This is a genomic window from Sphingomonas sp. NY01, from assembly GCF_038809135.1.
In the GTDB taxonomy this organism is placed as follows: domain Bacteria; phylum Pseudomonadota; class Alphaproteobacteria; order Sphingomonadales; family Sphingomonadaceae; genus Sphingomonas; species Sphingomonas carotinifaciens.
The window spans coordinates 850,473-864,169 of sequence record NZ_CP101722.1 but is presented as its reverse complement, the minus strand read 5'-3'; the positions used below and the strand labels follow the sequence as shown (position 1 = coordinate 864,169).

The following is a 13,697-nucleotide window of genomic DNA, read 5'->3' as shown; positions in this document are numbered from 1 at the left end:
TGCAGGCGGTCTGGATCGTGTCTATCGCAACAATCCATGATGGCGGACCCGCGGATCATCAGCGTCGATCTTGACGAGCACAGCCTGGGCTGGCGCTCGGCCGACATCGAGCAGGAGCGGCGGATCGCGATCTTCGACCTGATCGAGACCAACTACTTCGCGCCGCAGCGGCCACAGGCGGACGGCTATGCCGGCCCCTACCGGATCAAACTGGAATCCGAGGAAGGCCGCTTGGGCATCCACATGCACCGCGAGGACGGCACGCATATCGAAACCCTTGTCCTCGCCCTTGGCCGCTTCCGCCGCCCGATCCGCGACTATTTTGCCATCTGCGACAGCTATTTCCAGGCGATCCGGCAGGCGAGTGCGCAGCAGATCGAGACGATCGACATGGCGAGGCGCGGCTTGCACAACGATGCGGCGGAAATGCTGAAGGAACGGCTGGCCGGCAAGATCGAGGTGGATTTCGATACCGCGCGTCGCCTGTTTACTCTGCTCTGCGTCCTGCATATCCGCGGCTGATGCGTCTTCTCCTGCGATTCGGGGCTGCGCTGGCAGCACTCGGCGGGCTCGGGGTCGGCGGCTGGAGCTATGCGACCGGCTGGCATCCCCCGACCGAACGATATCCACTGCAAGGCATCGATCTGCCCGAAAACCCGCCGCCGGTGGAGTGGAAGACGCTGCGTGCGAACGGCGCGGACTTCGCCTATCTGGTCGCGACCTCGGGCGCGGATCGCCGTGATGCGGCGTTCGAGGCGAACTGGGCCGCACTGCCCGATGCCGGCATGCGGCGCGGGGCGGTGCACCTCTTCTCGCTATGCCAGGATGCACTGGCGCAGGCCAACGCCTTCAACACCTTTGTGCCCCGCGCCGGGGACGCTTTGCCCGCCGCGATCGACATCAGCTATCATGATGATTGCACCGCACGGCCCGAACGCGCCGAACTGGTGGAGGATCTGCAGCACTTCATCCAGCGGGTCGAAACGCATCTCGCCAAGCCGGTGCTGCTGCGCGTGTCGAAGGCCGTGGACGCGGATTACCAGCTGTCCGGTGCGCTGCCGCGTCCGATCTGGGCGATGGGCAACATGCTGGAACCCGACTATGCCGCCCGCCCCTGGCGGATGTGGCGTGCCACCGACTTCCGCCGCATCGACGGCGTGGAAGGCCCCGTGAACTGGAACGTCGTCGCCCCATGACCCAAGCCGAAACGCTGATCGCCGCCGCCCGCGCTGCCGCCGTCCACGCGCATGCACCCTATTCGCGCTTCGCGGTGGGTGCCGCCTTGCTGATGAAGGACGGCAGCATCGTCACCGGTGCCAATGTCGAGAATGCCAGCTACGGCCTGTCGCTCTGCGCCGAGACGGTGGCCGTCGCTACCGCCAGTGCGGCGGGCCGTATCCGGGAGGTGGTCGCCGTCGGGGTGATCGGGGGGGCGATGGACGGGACGGGCCGCGCGACCGGCACCACCCCGGTCAGCCCCTGTGGCCGTTGCCGCCAGGTCCTGAACGAAGCCGCGCAACTGGGCGGCGTCGACCTGCCCGTCCATTGCGGATCGGCAGAGGGCGATGCGGTCCGCAGCTACCGCCTGTCCGAGCTGCTGCCCGACGCTTTCGGCCCGGCCGATCTGGGCATGGGGTGACGTAAGCCCCCCGCCCCCCTATCTCGTCACGATGAAGAAGCCGAAACAGGGCCTGCCCACCCGCGAACAGATCCTCGCCTTTATCGAGACATCGGACCAGCCCGCCGGCAAGCGGGAGATCGCGCGCGCCTTTGGCCTCGTCGCGCAGGACAAGATCGCGCTGAAGGCGCTGCTCAAGGACATGGGAGACGAGGGGCTGATCGACAGTGCCCCCGGCCGCGCCTTCCACCGCATGGGCGGACTGCCCCGCGTCACGGTGCTGCGCATCGCCGATGTTGACGATGCCGGCACTATCTGGGCCGTTCCGGAGCGTTGGGAGGCCGAGGACGCGGCGCCGCCGCGCCTGAGGGTGCGCGAGCGCAAGCGGGGCAGTCTTGGGATCGGCGACCGGGTGCTGGCGCGGACCGAGCAGGACGAGCGGGGGTGGACCGCGCATCCGATGAAGACGCTGCCGCGTGCGTCGGAGCAGGTGCTGGGCGTGCTGCGCGAGGAAGGCGGGCGGCTGTGGCTGACCGGCGTCGAGAAGAAGGAACGGCGCGAATTCCTCGTCGCCGACGCGGGCGATGCGGGTCCCGGCGACCTGGTGCTGGCCGAAAAGGCAGGGCGCCCGCCGCGCGTCACGGTGCGCGTGACCGAGCGGCTGGGCGATCCGTTCGCCCCGCGCAGCTTCTCGCTGATCGCGATCCACCGCCACGAGATCCCCGACCAGTTCAAGCCCGAGACGCTGGAGGAAGCGACACGTGTCGCCGCACAGCCGCTGGGCGACGACCGCGAGGATCTGCGTGCGCTGCCCATCGTCGCGATCGACCCGGCGGATGCGCGCGACCATGACGATGCGGTCTGGGCCGCCCCCGACGACGACCCCGCCAATCCCGGCGGATGGAAGGCGGTGGTCGCGATCGCCGATGTCAGCTTCTATGTACGCCCCGGCTCCGCGCTGGATCAGGACGCCCGGCGCCGCGGCAACTCGGTCTACTTCCCCGACCGCGTCGTGCCGATGCTGCCCGAAATCCTGTCCGCCGAGGTGTGTTCGCTGAAGGAAGGCGAAGACCGGGCCGCGCTCGCCTGCCACCTTCAGGTCGGCCGGGACGGCACGTTGAAGGGCTGGCGCTTCAGCCGTGCCGTTGTCCGCATCGCCGCCAACATCGCCTATGAGGACGCGCAGGCGGCGATCGACGGCACGGTGCCACATGCATTGACCGAGACGGCGCTGCGCCCGCTATGGGATTGCTGGGCAGCACTCGCCAAGGCGCGCGATGCGCGCGAGCCGCTGGACCTCGATCTGCCGGAGCGCCGCGTGGTGCTGGACGAGAAGGGCCGCATCCTGTCGGTCGCGCCGCGCGAGCGGCTGGATGCGCACCGCCTGATCGAGGATTACATGATCGCCGCCAATGTCGCGGCGGCCAAGGCGCTGGAAGCGCGCAAGGCGCCCGTCATGTACCGGGTCCACGAACCGCCCTCGCGCGAGAAGCTGGCGGCGCTGAAGGATTATCTGGAAACCTTCGACGTCGCCTTCACCCTTGGACAGGTGATCCGCCCAGCGACGTTCAACCGGGTGCTGGAGCGTGTCGGCGATGCCGATTTCCGCCCGCAGGTGATGGAACAGGTGCTGCGTACCCAGACCCAGGCCTATTATGCGCCGGCCAATCACGGGCATTTCGGCCTGTCGCTGGGCAGCTATGCGCATTTCACCTCGCCGATCCGGCGCTATGCCGATCTGGTCGTCCATCGCGCGCTGGTCGCCGCCTATGCGCTTGGCCCCGGCGGTGTGAAGCCCGATCCGGCCGAGATGGATCGCATCGGCGAGGGGATCAGCCGGCTGGAGCGCCGCGCGATGGAGGCCGAGCGCGAGACGATCGACCGCTATGTCGCGGCCTATCTGTCCGAGCATATCGGCAGCATCGTCGAGGTGCGGGTGACGGGCGTGCAGAATTACGGTCTGTTCGCCACGGTGGAGGGCATTGGCGGCGATGGCCTGCTGGCGGTTCGCGACCTGGGTGGCGAGTATTTCCGCTATGACGAGTCGGCCCGGACGCTGACCGGAGAGGATAGCGGCGACCAATATACGCTGGGCCAGCGCCTGTCGCTGCGACTGGCGGAGGCCAATCCGGTTTCCGGTGCGCTGCGCTTCGAACTGCCCGAAGGCGGCGGGGGCGGCGCGCTACCGGAACGCGACGGCAGGCGCGGGCGCGGCCATCCCCGCGTGCTGAAGCGGCGTGGACGCCCCGGCAACATCCGGCACAACGGGCGCCGGCGTTAATAGCCTCTTTGCCCCGGCGATGCTATCGGCAGGCCGGGGCATCGGGGGCGTGATGAGCAAGGCGAAACATTCGAGACGCAGGATCGTGCAGGCGCTGGTCGGGGCCGGCGCGACGCTGCCGGCGCGGGCGGTCGCGCTGGATGGCGGGGCGGATGCGCGGATGCTGCGGCGCATGGTGCGTTTCGGCGCCGTGGTGGAGGCCAAGCCCGGCCTGTATTATCTCGACGCACAGCGACTGGAAGGCTTTCGCGGCGCATTGCGGCGGCGAAGGGCCGCGCTCTGGGCGGCCCTGTCGGGCATGATCGGCACGATCATGACGGTGTTGCTGATGTCCGCGATCGCGGAATAGCCGCATCGGTGAAGGCCCGGAGGACAAGCCGTTTTCCGATAATCAAGCGCGGTCGCCCTCACCCTTCCGCGGCTGTGCCGCTCCCTCCAGCATCGGGTCGGTTATGCCCCCGGCATGACCTGAACAGTGCGGGGCACTGTTCACCCGATGCTCCCACCGGGAGAGGGAAAGACGCCGAAGGCGGCGAAGGGTGAGAGCGATCAGGCCCGACTTTCGCCGGGACCGGTTTGCCGATCAGTAAGCGCGGCCGATCAGGATGCGCTCCACCGCAGGCGCGCTGGTGAAGATGCAGGGGCCGTCATCGCATCCCGTCTGGCCGGCGGGCGCATTGCGGATCGTCAGCTTCAGCGCCTTCAGCCGCTCCACCACGCTATCGAGCGCGGCACCGGTCGGCTTGGACCAGCGCACATCGACCCAGCCGGGATTCTTCGCCGCCTCGGCGAAATGCGTCTCGACGCCGGCCCAGTCGTCGACGGGGACGATATTCGCGCGCAGCTTCTCGATCGACTGGGCATGCAGCGTCGCCTGGATATCCTCCAGCATCGCCGCGGCCTCACCGACAAAGGCGTCGCGCGCGACGACCTGCGAGTCGAGCTTGCCATCCTCGCGGTACAGGCGGTCGCGGCGGATGACCGAGACGTTGCCGCCGGCCACGTCGCGGCCACCGATCTCGATGACGATCGGCGCGCCCTTCTTCACCCAGCCCCAGCGCTTGGTCGCTGCCTTGGCAGGTCGTGCATCGACCATCGCGCGGATCGGCTCGCCCAGTGCGGACTGCTTCACCAGTTGCGCCTGCAATTCGCGGGCATAATCGACGATCGCGGCATCCTCGGGCTGGTCGCGCAGCATCGGGACGATCACGACCTGCCACGGCGCGATCATCGGCGGCACGCGCAATCCGTCGTCGTCGCCGTGCACCATGATGACCGCACCGATCATCCGGGTCGACACGCCCCAGCTCGTCGTGTTCGCCAGTTCCAGCTGCCCTTCGGCATTCTGGAAACGGATGTTCTGCGCGTGCGCGAAGTTGGTGCCCAGGAAGTGGCTGGTACCCGCCTGCAGCGCCTTGCCGTCCTGCATCATCGCCTCGATCGACCAGGTCTCGACCGCGCCGGGGAAGCGTTCATTCTCCGGCTTCTCGCCGGCAATGACATGGACGCCCAGGCAATCCTCCGCGAAGGAGCGGTAGACCTCCAGCATCTTCAGCGTCTCGCCCTTGGCCTCCTCGGCGGAGGCATGCGCGGTATGCCCCTCCTGCCACAAAAATTCGGCGGTGCGCAGGAACATGCGGGTGCGCATTTCCCAGCGCACGACGTTCGCCCACTGGTTGATGAGCACCGGCAGGTCGCGCCACGACTGCACCCAGCGCGAAAAGGCGGTGCCGATCACCGTTTCGGAGGTGGGGCGCACGACCAGCGGCTCCTCCAGCTTCGCCTCCGGATCGGGCATCAACCCGCCCTTGCCGTTCGGGATCAGGCGGTGGTGCGTGACGACCGCCATCTCCTTGGCGAAACCCTCGACATGCTCGGCCTCCTTTTCAAAATAGGAGAGCGGGATGAAGAGCGGGAAATAGCAATTCTCGTGCCCCGTCGCCTTGATCCGGTCGTCGAGCAGGCGTTGGATACGTTCCCAGATGCCATAGCCCCAGGGCCGGATGACCATGCAGCCGCGCACGCCTGAATCCTCGGCCATATCGGCCTCGGTGATGACGGATTGATACCAGGCGGCGAAATCCTGCTCGCGGGTGACGGAAAGCGCGTGTTTCATGGGGGTGCCCCTATATCAACCGCGGTATTTCGCAACCGGGGTTCCTTCCTCCTGCCCCCACGGCTAGGGCACCGCCATGCCCGGCGATCGAGTTCTTGCTGGCATCGCATTGCGGTTGCTCGCCATCTTCTTCCTGTCCACCATGTCTGCGCTGGTAAAGCTGGCGGAAAGCCGCGGCGCGACGCTGTTCGAGACCATGTTCTGGCGACAGGCGTGCGCGCTGCCCGTCGTGCTCGCCTTCGTCGCGCGCGGCCCGGGCGGGCTGGGATCGCTGCGCACCACGCGGCTGCGCGGGCATCTGGCGCGATCGATGGTCGGCGTCGTCGGCATGGTCTTCACCTTTGGCGCGGTGCTGCTGCTGCCGCTGGCGGAGGCGACGACCTTTCAGTTCACCGTGCCGATCTTCGCCACGATCCTGGGGGCGCTGGTGCTGCGCGAGCGGACCGGCATCCAGCGCTGGAGCGCGGTGCTGGTCGGCTTTGCCGGCGTGCTGGTGGTGGTGCAGCCGGGCAGCAACGATGTGCCCGTCGGCGGCGCGATCGTCGGGTTGCTCGCGGCATTGTTCGTTGCGCTGGTCGCGATCCTGCTACGCCAGTTGCGGGACGAGCCGTCGGGCACGACGGTTTTCTGGTTCTCGACATTGACGCTGCCGCTGATCGCCATTCCTTACGCCTTCCACCTGAAGGCGCATGATCCGCTGACCTGGGCCAATCTCGCCGCGATCGGCATCGTCGGCGGCATGGGCCAGTTGGCGCTGACCGGCGCGGCGAAGATGGCGCCCGTCTCCAGCGTGGTGCCGATGGATTATTCGGGGCTGATCTGGGCGACGCTCTATGGCTGGCTGCTGTTCGGCATGTTGCCGACGCCGATGACCTGGGTGGGCGCGCCGATCATCATCGCCAGCGGCCTGTTTATCGTGTGGCGCGAGCAGCGTCTGGGCAAGCAGCAGACGGCCACGGCCGCGCCGGACGATTAAGGGATCCCCGCGCCGCCGCCCACGAGGGACGGCGGCGCCGGCTCCTTATTCCGCGGCCTTGGCGAGCGTTTCCTTCCAGACCAGCACCGGCTTGCGCGCGGCCTGCGTCTCGTCGAGCCGTGCGCGCGGCGCGAAGTGCGGCGCGGTCTTCAGCGAGGCATCGCCCGCCTTGGCCCGCTCCGCCACCGAGCGCAGCGCGCCGATGAACTGGTCGAGCGCGGCCTTCGACTCGGTCTCGGTCGGCTCCACCAGCATCGCGCCGTGCACCACCAGCGGGAAGTACATGGTCATCGGGTGGAAACCCTCGTCGATCAGCGCCTTGGCGATGTCGATCGTCGAAAAGCCGTCCGCCAGCCCTTCGTCGGAGAAGATCGCCTCGTGCATGCACGGGCCGCTGTTCGCGAAGGGCGCGTCCAGCGTGTTCTCCAGGCTGCGCAGCACGTAATTGGCGTTCAGCACCGCGTCCTCGGCGACCTGGCGCAGACCGTCCGCGCCGTGGCTTAGGATATAGGTCAGCGCGCGGGTGAACATGCCCATCTGGCCGTGGAAGGCGACCATGCGGCCAAAGCTGTCGGCATGATGCTCGTCCGCCGTCTCCTCCTCGACCAGGCGGAAGCCTTCGCCGGTCTTTTCGACAAAGGGCAGCGGCGCGAACGGGGTCAGCGCTTCGGAGAACACCACCGGCCCCGAACCCGGCCCGCCGCCGCCATGCGGGGTGGAAAAGGTCTTGTGCAGGTTGATGTGCATCGCATCGACGCCGAGATCGCCTGGGCGCACGCGCCCGACGATCGCGTTGAAGTTCGCGCCGTCGCAATAGACATAGCCGCCCGCGGCATGGACCGCGTCGGAAATATCCTTCAGGTCGCGCTCGAACAGGCCGCAGGTGTTCGGGTTGGTGATCATCACGCCCGCCACGTCGGGGCCGAGGCGAGCCTTCAGCGCCTCGCTGTCGACCCGGCCATCGGCGGTGGCGGGAATATCCTCCACCTTGAAGCCCGCGAACGCCGCGGTTGCCGGATTGGTGCCGTGCGCCGATTCGGGGACCAGGATGACCTTGCGATGCCCCTCGCCCCGCTTCTCCAGCGCCGCCTTGATCGCGAGAATGCCGCACAGCTCGCCATGCGCGCCCGCCTTGGGGCTCATCGCGACCGAGGTCATGCCGGTCAGCGTCACCAGCCAGTGGGCGAGCTGATGGATCACCTCCAGCGCGCCCTGCACCGTGTCGACCGGTGCCAGCGGGTGCACGTCGGAGAAGCCGGGCAGGCGCGCCATCTTCTCGTTCAGCCGCGGATTGTGCTTCATCGTGCACGACCCAAGCGGGAACAGGCCGAGATCGATCGCGTAGTTCTGGCGCGACAGGCGCGTGTAATGGCGCACCGTCTCCGGCTCGGACAGGCCGGGCAGGCCAATCGCGGCGTCGCGCGTCAGGCCGCCGAGGCGGCTCGCCGCCTTGGGCGCGGGCACGATATCGACGCCCGTCGTGTCGGTGGACCCGATCTCGAAGATCAGCGCCTCTTCGAGCATCAGTGCCTTGTTGCCGGTGAAGGTGGCAGGCGCGCCGCCGTCCTTGGCCTCGGGCGCGCTGGGCTTCCAGCCGCTCTGGTTGATCGTCATGCCAGCACCTCCTGCAGCGCGGTGGCCAGGGTTTCGATATCCTCTGCGGTCGTCGTCTCGGTAACCGCGATCACCAGGCCGTTCGCCAGCGCGTCTTCGCCCGGATACAGCCGGCCGAGCGACACGCCAGCCAGCACGCCGCGCTCCGCCAGCGTGCGAACCACGGGGCGTGCCTCGACCGGCAGCGTCACGGTGAACTCGTTGAAGAACGCATCGTTGACGAGCGACACGCCCGGCACCTGCGCCAGCCGCTCCGCCGCCTGCACCGCCAGCGCATGGTTGAGGCCGGCCAGATCGCGCAGCCCCCTCTCACCCAGCAGCGTCATGTGGATCGAGAAGGCGAGCGCGCACAGCCCCGAATTGGTGCAGATGTTCGACGTCGCCTTTTCCCGGCGGATATGCTGCTCGCGCGTGGACAGCGTCAGCACGAAGCCGCGCTTGCCGTCCGCATCCACCGTCTCGCCGCACAGCCGCCCGGGCATCTGGCGGACATATTTGTCCTTGCACCCGAACAGCCCGACATAGGGTCCGCCGAATTGCAGGCCGACGCCCAGCGACTGGCCTTCGCCCACGACGATATCGGCGTCCATCTCGCCGGGCGAGCGGATCGCCCCCAGCGCGACGGGCTCCGTAACGACCGCGATCAGCAGCGCCTTGTTCGCATGGCACGCATCGGCCAGCGGCGTCAGGTCGGCGATGCGCCCCAGAATGTCCGGATACTGGACGACGACGCACGACGTATCGCCGTCGATCGCCGCGATCAGCGCGTCGATATCGGTTTCGGCGGTCAGTGTCGGCGCGGACGTTGCCAGCGCGTCGCCGGTATATTTCGCCATGGTCTTCGCGACCGAGACATAGTGCGGATGCAACCCCGAGGACAGGATCGCCTTGCCGCGCTTGGTGATGCGGCGCGCCATGCCGATCGCCTCCCAGCAGGCGGTCGAGCCGTCATACATCGAGGCGTTGGCGACGTCGGTGCCGAGCAGGCGCGCGACCTGCGTCTGGAACTCGAACAGCATCTGCAACGTGCCCTGCGCGATTTCCGGCTGATAGGGCGTATAGGCGGTCAGGAACTCGCCGCGCTGGATCATGTGGTCGACGCTGGCGGGCACATGGTGCCGGTATGCACCGCAACCCAGGAAGAAGGGCACCTCGCCCGCCACCGTGTTCTTGCGGGCCAGCGCGGTCATGTGACGCTCGACCGCGAGTTCGGAGGCGTGGTTCGGCAGGCCCGCGATCGGGCCGGACAGGCGCGCGGCTTCGGGTACGTCGACGAACAGATCGTCGACCGAGGACGCGCCGATGACCGACAGCATCGCGCCGCGGTCGGTATCGGTAAGGGGCAGGTAGCGCATCGATGGACTCCTCCCCTCCCAAATGCGGGAGGGGTCGGGGGAGGGCGTGGCGGCGGGGGTGGAAGGGCCTGGATCCCCCCTCCCCCGGTCCCTCCCGCAAGCGGGAGGGGAGATCAGGAATTACAGCTTGGCGACGAAGTCGGCGTAGGCGGATTCGTTCATCAGCGCGTCCAGCTCCGACGGATCGGACACCGTGATCTTGAAGAACCATCCCTCGCCCTCGGGATCGCTGTTCACCAGCGCCGGCTCGTCGGCGAGCGCGGGATTGCCCTCGACCACCGTGCCGGAAACCGGCGCATACACGTCCGACGCGGCCTTGACCGACTCGACCGTCGCGGCCTCGTCACCCTTGGAGAGCGCACGGCCTTCCTCGGGCACGTCGACGAACACGATGTCGCCCAGCGCACCCTGCGCATAGTCGCTGATCCCGACGATGCCGGTCTCGCCGTCGACGTCGATCCACTCATGATCCTGCGTGAAATAACGGCTCATCTTACTTGGCTCCTGCACGAACGTAGCGATGGGGGACGAAGGGCATGGCCGCGACGGTCGCGTCGTGCAGCTTGCCCCGCTGGATCAGCTTCACCGCCGTACCGGGCGTGGCCAGTTCGGCTGGCACATAGGCCATGGCGATCGGGGCACCCAGCGTCGGCGCGAACCCGCCGGAGGTGACGCGACCGATCACCGATCCGTCCTCGGCCACCACGCTGGCCCCTTCGCGCACCGGCTGGCGGCCGGCAACGGTCAGGCCGACGCGGCGGACGGCCGCGCCATTCTCGCGCTCGGCCAGAATACGCTGCGCCCCTGCGAAATCGGCGGCCTCGCGGCGACGCTTGGAAAGCGCAAAGCCCAGATCGGCCATCACCGGCGTCGTTTCCGGGTCGAGGTCGTGGCCGTAAAGCGGCAAACCCGCCTCAAGGCGCAGCGAGTCGCGAGCGCCAAGGCCGATCGGCTTCACCTCCGGCTCGGCGCACAGCGCATCGGCCAGCGCCGCGACCGCCTCGGCCGGCACCGAAATCTCGAACCCGTCCTCACCGGTATAGCCCGAACGGCTGATCCACAGCGGCGTGCCGTTCCAGTCAAAGGCACCGGCGGTCATGAACACCAGCCGCTCGACACCCGGCACCAGACGCGCCAGCGCATCGACCGCCTTCGGCCCCTGCAGAGCCAGCAGCGCCTGTTCGTCGAGCAGGTTCAGCGTCGCATCGTCGGGCATCTGGTCGAGCAGATAGGCGATGTCGTCATATTTGGTCGCGCCGTTGACGACGATGTACAGTTCCTCGCCATCCTCGCCGGTGCGGCGCGTGACCATCAGGTCGTCGAGAATGCCGCCTTCTTCGTTCAGCAGCAGCGAATAGCGCATCTTCGACTCGCCCAGCCCGGTCAGGTCGCCCGGCAGCACGGTTTCCAGCGCCTGCACCACGCCTTCGCCGGTGAAGACCAGCTGGCCCATATGGCTGACGTCGAACAGGCCGGCGGACTGACGGGTCCACAGATGCTCGGCCATGATGCCTTCATACTGGATGGGCATTTCATAGCCGGCAAAGGCGACCATGCGGCCGCCCTTCGCCCGGTGCCAGCCGTCCAGCGGCAATGTCTGGATGATATCGACGCCCTCGGGCGCGTCCTCGACGTTCAGGTCCTGCGTGTCGGTCACGGGCCGTCTCCAAAAGGGGCGATACGGCGCAGCCCCGATGGCGGCGCCCGATCCGATCCCCCTCTGTCACGGAACCTGAGAGCTTTCCCCCGGTTCTGCGACCGGAGTTACCCCTTCGGTGGCGACATGCCAATGACGGGCTGCCGCGCTTTCCAGAGTATCGATGGCCCGCGCGGTCCTTTGGCCTGAGAGATTCCGGGGTGGTTGCTCCTTCGGCGGCCTCGCACCGGCCTGAAAGGCCGAGAGGCGCTCTCCCGCGCGTACCCATGCCGGTTGCCCGACATCGACGCCGTCGCTCTGGCAACGGCGCCGATTCAAGTCAATCGCGTTTCGCCAAGAGGCTGTCTCTTTGAAAACGCGTCAAAGCATGTTTCGGCGGTACCGTCAGCGCGTCGCGTTGTAGCGCAACTGATCGTCGGTAAGCTGGAAGCCGACCAGCGCCTCGAACGAGGAACGCAGCACCGCCGCGCGCACCTCGGGCTGGGTCAGCGGATCGACGGCGGCATCCTCGTCGCCCGCCTTGCGCCGCCGGGTCAGCTTGTCGCGCACGTCCTGCGGAAGGGTGGCGGCCGCGCGCGACACGGTGGTCGTCGCCTGCCCGGCGACCGATCCGCGCGGCTGGCCTGCGTCGAAATGCACGTTCACCCGACCGATCCGCTTGGCGACGACGTTGCTGCCGCCGCGCACCACGGTGATGAAATAGGGCAGGGTCACGTCACGCGCGCCATCGGTGGCGGTGCGCCGTGCATCCACCTGGAAGGTGACGGTGGTGACGATATCGTCGCCGACATCGGCGCAGGTGGAGCGGACGTTGGTCATGTTCGCCACCACGTCGATCGCGCCGGCGTCCCGCGCATTGGCGGAGGTGAACAGCGTCACGTCGCCAGTGCCGGCCGGCACGCCCACCACCGGGCAGGCGGAGCGCACCGCGGTGATGCCGCCCGAGGCGTCGATCTCCCCGGTACGGGCGCAGCCGCCAAGCACGAGCGCCAAGGCCGCAGAAACGAGGATCGATGCTTTCACGAGGGGAACGCCTAAGCTGTGGAACCGGGATGGGCCCTGATAACCGGCTTGGAGGCACGCAAGCAATGGCGTAGAGCGCTTGGCCATGACCGACACGATTTCCCAGGACACGGGCAAGCCGGCGCTGGCGCTGCTGATCGCCGCCCCGCGAGGCTTTTGCGCAGGCGTGGACCGCGCGATCCGCATCGTGGAACTCGCCATCGAGAAGCATGGCGCGCCCGTCTATGTCCGGCACGAAATCGTCCACAACAAGTTCGTGGTCGACAGCCTGAAGGCCAAGGGCGCGGTGTTCGTGGAGGAGCTGCACGAGGTGCCGGACGGCGCGCACGTCGTCTTCTCCGCGCACGGGGTGCCCAAATCGGTGCCGGCCGATGCACAGGACCGTGGCCTCGACTATTTCGACGCGACCTGCCCGCTCGTCTCCAAGGTCCACCGTCAGGCCGAACGGCTGGTCGATCATGGCCGCCACATCGTGTTCATCGGCCATGCCGGCCATCCGGAGGTCATCGGCACCTTCGGGCAGGTGCCGCCGGGATCGATGTCGCTGATCGAAACGGTGGCGGATGCGGAGGTCTTCGCCCCTGCCGACCCGGCGAACCTCGCCTTCCTCACGCAAACGACGCTTTCGGTGGACGACACCGCCGCGGTCGTCGCGGTGCTGCAACGCCGTTTCCCGATGATCCAGGCGCCGCGCGGCGAGGATATCTGCTATGCCACCTCCAACCGGCAGGCGGCGGTAAAGGCGATCGCGGCATCCTGCGATGCGATGCTGGTGATCGGCGCACCCAATTCGTCCAACTCGGTACGCCTTGTCGAGGTCGCCGAGCGCGAGGGCACGCCCGCCATGCTGATCCAGCGCGCCAACGAGCTGGACTGGACCTTCCTCTACGGCGTCGGCACGCTTGGCATCACCGCCGGCGCCTCCGCCCCCGAACTGCTGGTCCGCGAACTGGTCGAACGCCTGTCGACCCGCTTCGACGTCACCGAGCAGGAGGTGGAGACGAACCGCGAGACGATCGCGTTCAAGCTGCCGCGCGCCCTCGACGCCGCCTGACTC

General features: G+C 67.9%; 13 protein-coding genes and 1 riboswitch. Of the genes, 7 read left to right on the top strand and 6 right to left on the bottom strand.

Annotation, left to right across the window (positions count from 1 at the left end):
* The first annotated feature begins 39 nt into the window (after window positions 1–39).
* From NPJ82_RS04265 to NPJ82_RS04245, 5 genes are read left to right on the top strand one after another with little or no spacing between them, the layout of a single operon-like run.
* On the top strand, window positions 40–522 hold the full coding sequence (locus tag NPJ82_RS04265; RefSeq protein ID WP_267349361.1) for a UPF0262 family protein: 483 nt from the start codon (window positions 40–42) through the stop codon (window positions 520–522).
* Entirely contained in the window at window positions 522–1,196 is a 675-nt protein-coding gene (locus NPJ82_RS04260) for a GH25 family lysozyme (RefSeq protein WP_149682075.1), read from the top strand. Before NPJ82_RS04265 ends, NPJ82_RS04260 begins: the two co-directional genes overlap by 1 nt.
* The gene (locus NPJ82_RS04255) at window positions 1,193–1,639 is read left to right on the top strand and encodes a cytidine deaminase (RefSeq protein WP_342658450.1); all 447 of its coding nucleotides are present in this window, start codon (window positions 1,193–1,195) and stop codon (window positions 1,637–1,639) included. The genes NPJ82_RS04260 and NPJ82_RS04255 overlap by 4 nt, the downstream gene beginning before the upstream one ends.
* 31 nt (window positions 1,640–1,670) lie before the next feature.
* Entirely contained in the window at window positions 1,671–3,899 is a 2,229-nt protein-coding gene (locus NPJ82_RS04250) for a VacB/RNase II family 3'-5' exoribonuclease (RefSeq protein WP_342658449.1), read from the top strand.
* Window positions 3,900–3,951: 52 nt separating this feature from the next.
* The gene (locus NPJ82_RS04245) at window positions 3,952–4,248 is read left to right on the top strand and encodes a hypothetical protein (RefSeq protein WP_149682078.1); all 297 of its coding nucleotides are present in this window, start codon (window positions 3,952–3,954) and stop codon (window positions 4,246–4,248) included.
* A gap of 234 nt (window positions 4,249–4,482) precedes the next feature.
* Here NPJ82_RS04245 and proS read toward each other — a convergent pair whose 3' ends face one another.
* On the bottom strand, window positions 4,483–6,015 hold the full coding sequence (proS, locus tag NPJ82_RS04240; protein WP_342658448.1) for a proline--tRNA ligase: 1,533 nt from the start codon (window positions 6,013–6,015) through the stop codon (window positions 4,483–4,485).
* 76 nt (window positions 6,016–6,091) lie between these two features.
* Between proS and NPJ82_RS04235 the strand changes: the two genes are divergently transcribed.
* Window positions 6,092–6,991, top strand: a complete 900-nt coding sequence (locus NPJ82_RS04235) for a DMT family transporter (protein WP_342658447.1) — start codon at window positions 6,092–6,094, stop codon at window positions 6,989–6,991.
* A 45-nt stretch (window positions 6,992–7,036) separates the two neighbouring features.
* Here the strand turns inward: NPJ82_RS04235 and gcvPB are convergent, their stop codons facing one another.
* The 5 genes from gcvPB to NPJ82_RS04210 all read right to left on the bottom strand — a co-directional run bounded on the left by gcvPB (window position 7,037) and on the right by NPJ82_RS04210 (window position 12,640).
* Entirely contained in the window at window positions 7,037–8,605 is a 1,569-nt protein-coding gene (gene gcvPB, locus NPJ82_RS04230) for an aminomethyl-transferring glycine dehydrogenase subunit GcvPB (protein WP_149682081.1), read from the bottom strand.
* Entirely contained in the window at window positions 8,602–9,960 is a 1,359-nt protein-coding gene (gene gcvPA / locus NPJ82_RS04225) for an aminomethyl-transferring glycine dehydrogenase subunit GcvPA (RefSeq protein WP_342658446.1), read from the bottom strand. Before gcvPA ends, gcvPB begins: the two co-directional genes overlap by 4 nt.
* A gap of 120 nt (window positions 9,961–10,080) precedes the next feature.
* Entirely contained in the window at window positions 10,081–10,452 is a 372-nt protein-coding gene (gene gcvH, locus NPJ82_RS04220) for a glycine cleavage system protein GcvH (RefSeq protein WP_342658445.1), read from the bottom strand.
* Window position 10,453: 1 nt separating this feature from the next.
* On the bottom strand, window positions 10,454–11,617 hold the full coding sequence (gcvT, locus tag NPJ82_RS04215; RefSeq protein ID WP_267351452.1) for a glycine cleavage system aminomethyltransferase GcvT: 1,164 nt from the start codon (window positions 11,615–11,617) through the stop codon (window positions 10,454–10,456).
* Window positions 11,618–11,780: 163 nt separating this feature from the next.
* Window positions 11,781–11,884, bottom strand: a riboswitch (glycine riboswitch).
* 117 nt (window positions 11,885–12,001) lie between these two features.
* Window positions 12,002–12,640 carry a hypothetical protein gene (locus tag NPJ82_RS04210; RefSeq protein WP_311732258.1) on the bottom strand — a complete coding sequence of 213 codons (639 nt, stop codon included), beginning with the start codon at window positions 12,638–12,640 and terminating at the stop codon, window positions 12,002–12,004.
* Between the two features lie 85 nt (window positions 12,641–12,725).
* On the opposite strand from NPJ82_RS04210, the gene ispH reads away from it, so the two are divergent.
* Window positions 12,726–13,694 (top strand): 4-hydroxy-3-methylbut-2-enyl diphosphate reductase, encoded by a 969-nt coding sequence (gene ispH / locus NPJ82_RS04205; RefSeq protein ID WP_267351449.1) that lies wholly within the window; start codon window positions 12,726–12,728, stop codon window positions 13,692–13,694.
* The last annotated feature ends 3 nt before the right edge of the window (window positions 13,695–13,697 follow it).

Bases quoted from the DNA above. Each gene is read 5' to 3' on its own strand.
- NPJ82_RS04265 (WP_267349361.1), top strand. From the start codon at position 40: ATGGCGGACCCGCGGATCATCAGCGTCGATCTTGACGAGCACAGCCTG.
- NPJ82_RS04260 (WP_149682075.1), top strand. From the start codon at position 522: ATGCGTCTTCTCCTGCGATTCGGGGCTGCGCTGGCAGCACTCGGCGGG.
- NPJ82_RS04255 (WP_342658450.1), top strand. From the start codon at position 1,193: ATGACCCAAGCCGAAACGCTGATCGCCGCCGCCCGCGCTGCCGCCGTC.
- NPJ82_RS04250 (WP_342658449.1), top strand. From the start codon at position 1,671: ATGAAGAAGCCGAAACAGGGCCTGCCCACCCGCGAACAGATCCTCGCC.
- NPJ82_RS04245 (WP_149682078.1), top strand. From the start codon at position 3,952: ATGAGCAAGGCGAAACATTCGAGACGCAGGATCGTGCAGGCGCTGGTC.
- proS (WP_342658448.1), bottom strand. From the start codon at position 6,015: ATGAAACACGCGCTTTCCGTCACCCGCGAGCAGGATTTCGCCGCCTGG.
- NPJ82_RS04235 (WP_342658447.1), top strand. From the start codon at position 6,092: ATGCCCGGCGATCGAGTTCTTGCTGGCATCGCATTGCGGTTGCTCGCC.
- gcvPB (WP_149682081.1), bottom strand. From the start codon at position 8,605: ATGACGATCAACCAGAGCGGCTGGAAGCCCAGCGCGCCCGAGGCCAAG.
- gcvPA (WP_342658446.1), bottom strand. From the start codon at position 9,960: ATGCGCTACCTGCCCCTTACCGATACCGACCGCGGCGCGATGCTGTCG.
- gcvH (WP_342658445.1), bottom strand. From the start codon at position 10,452: ATGAGCCGTTATTTCACGCAGGATCATGAGTGGATCGACGTCGACGGC.
- ispH (WP_267351449.1), top strand. From the start codon at position 12,726: ATGACCGACACGATTTCCCAGGACACGGGCAAGCCGGCGCTGGCGCTG.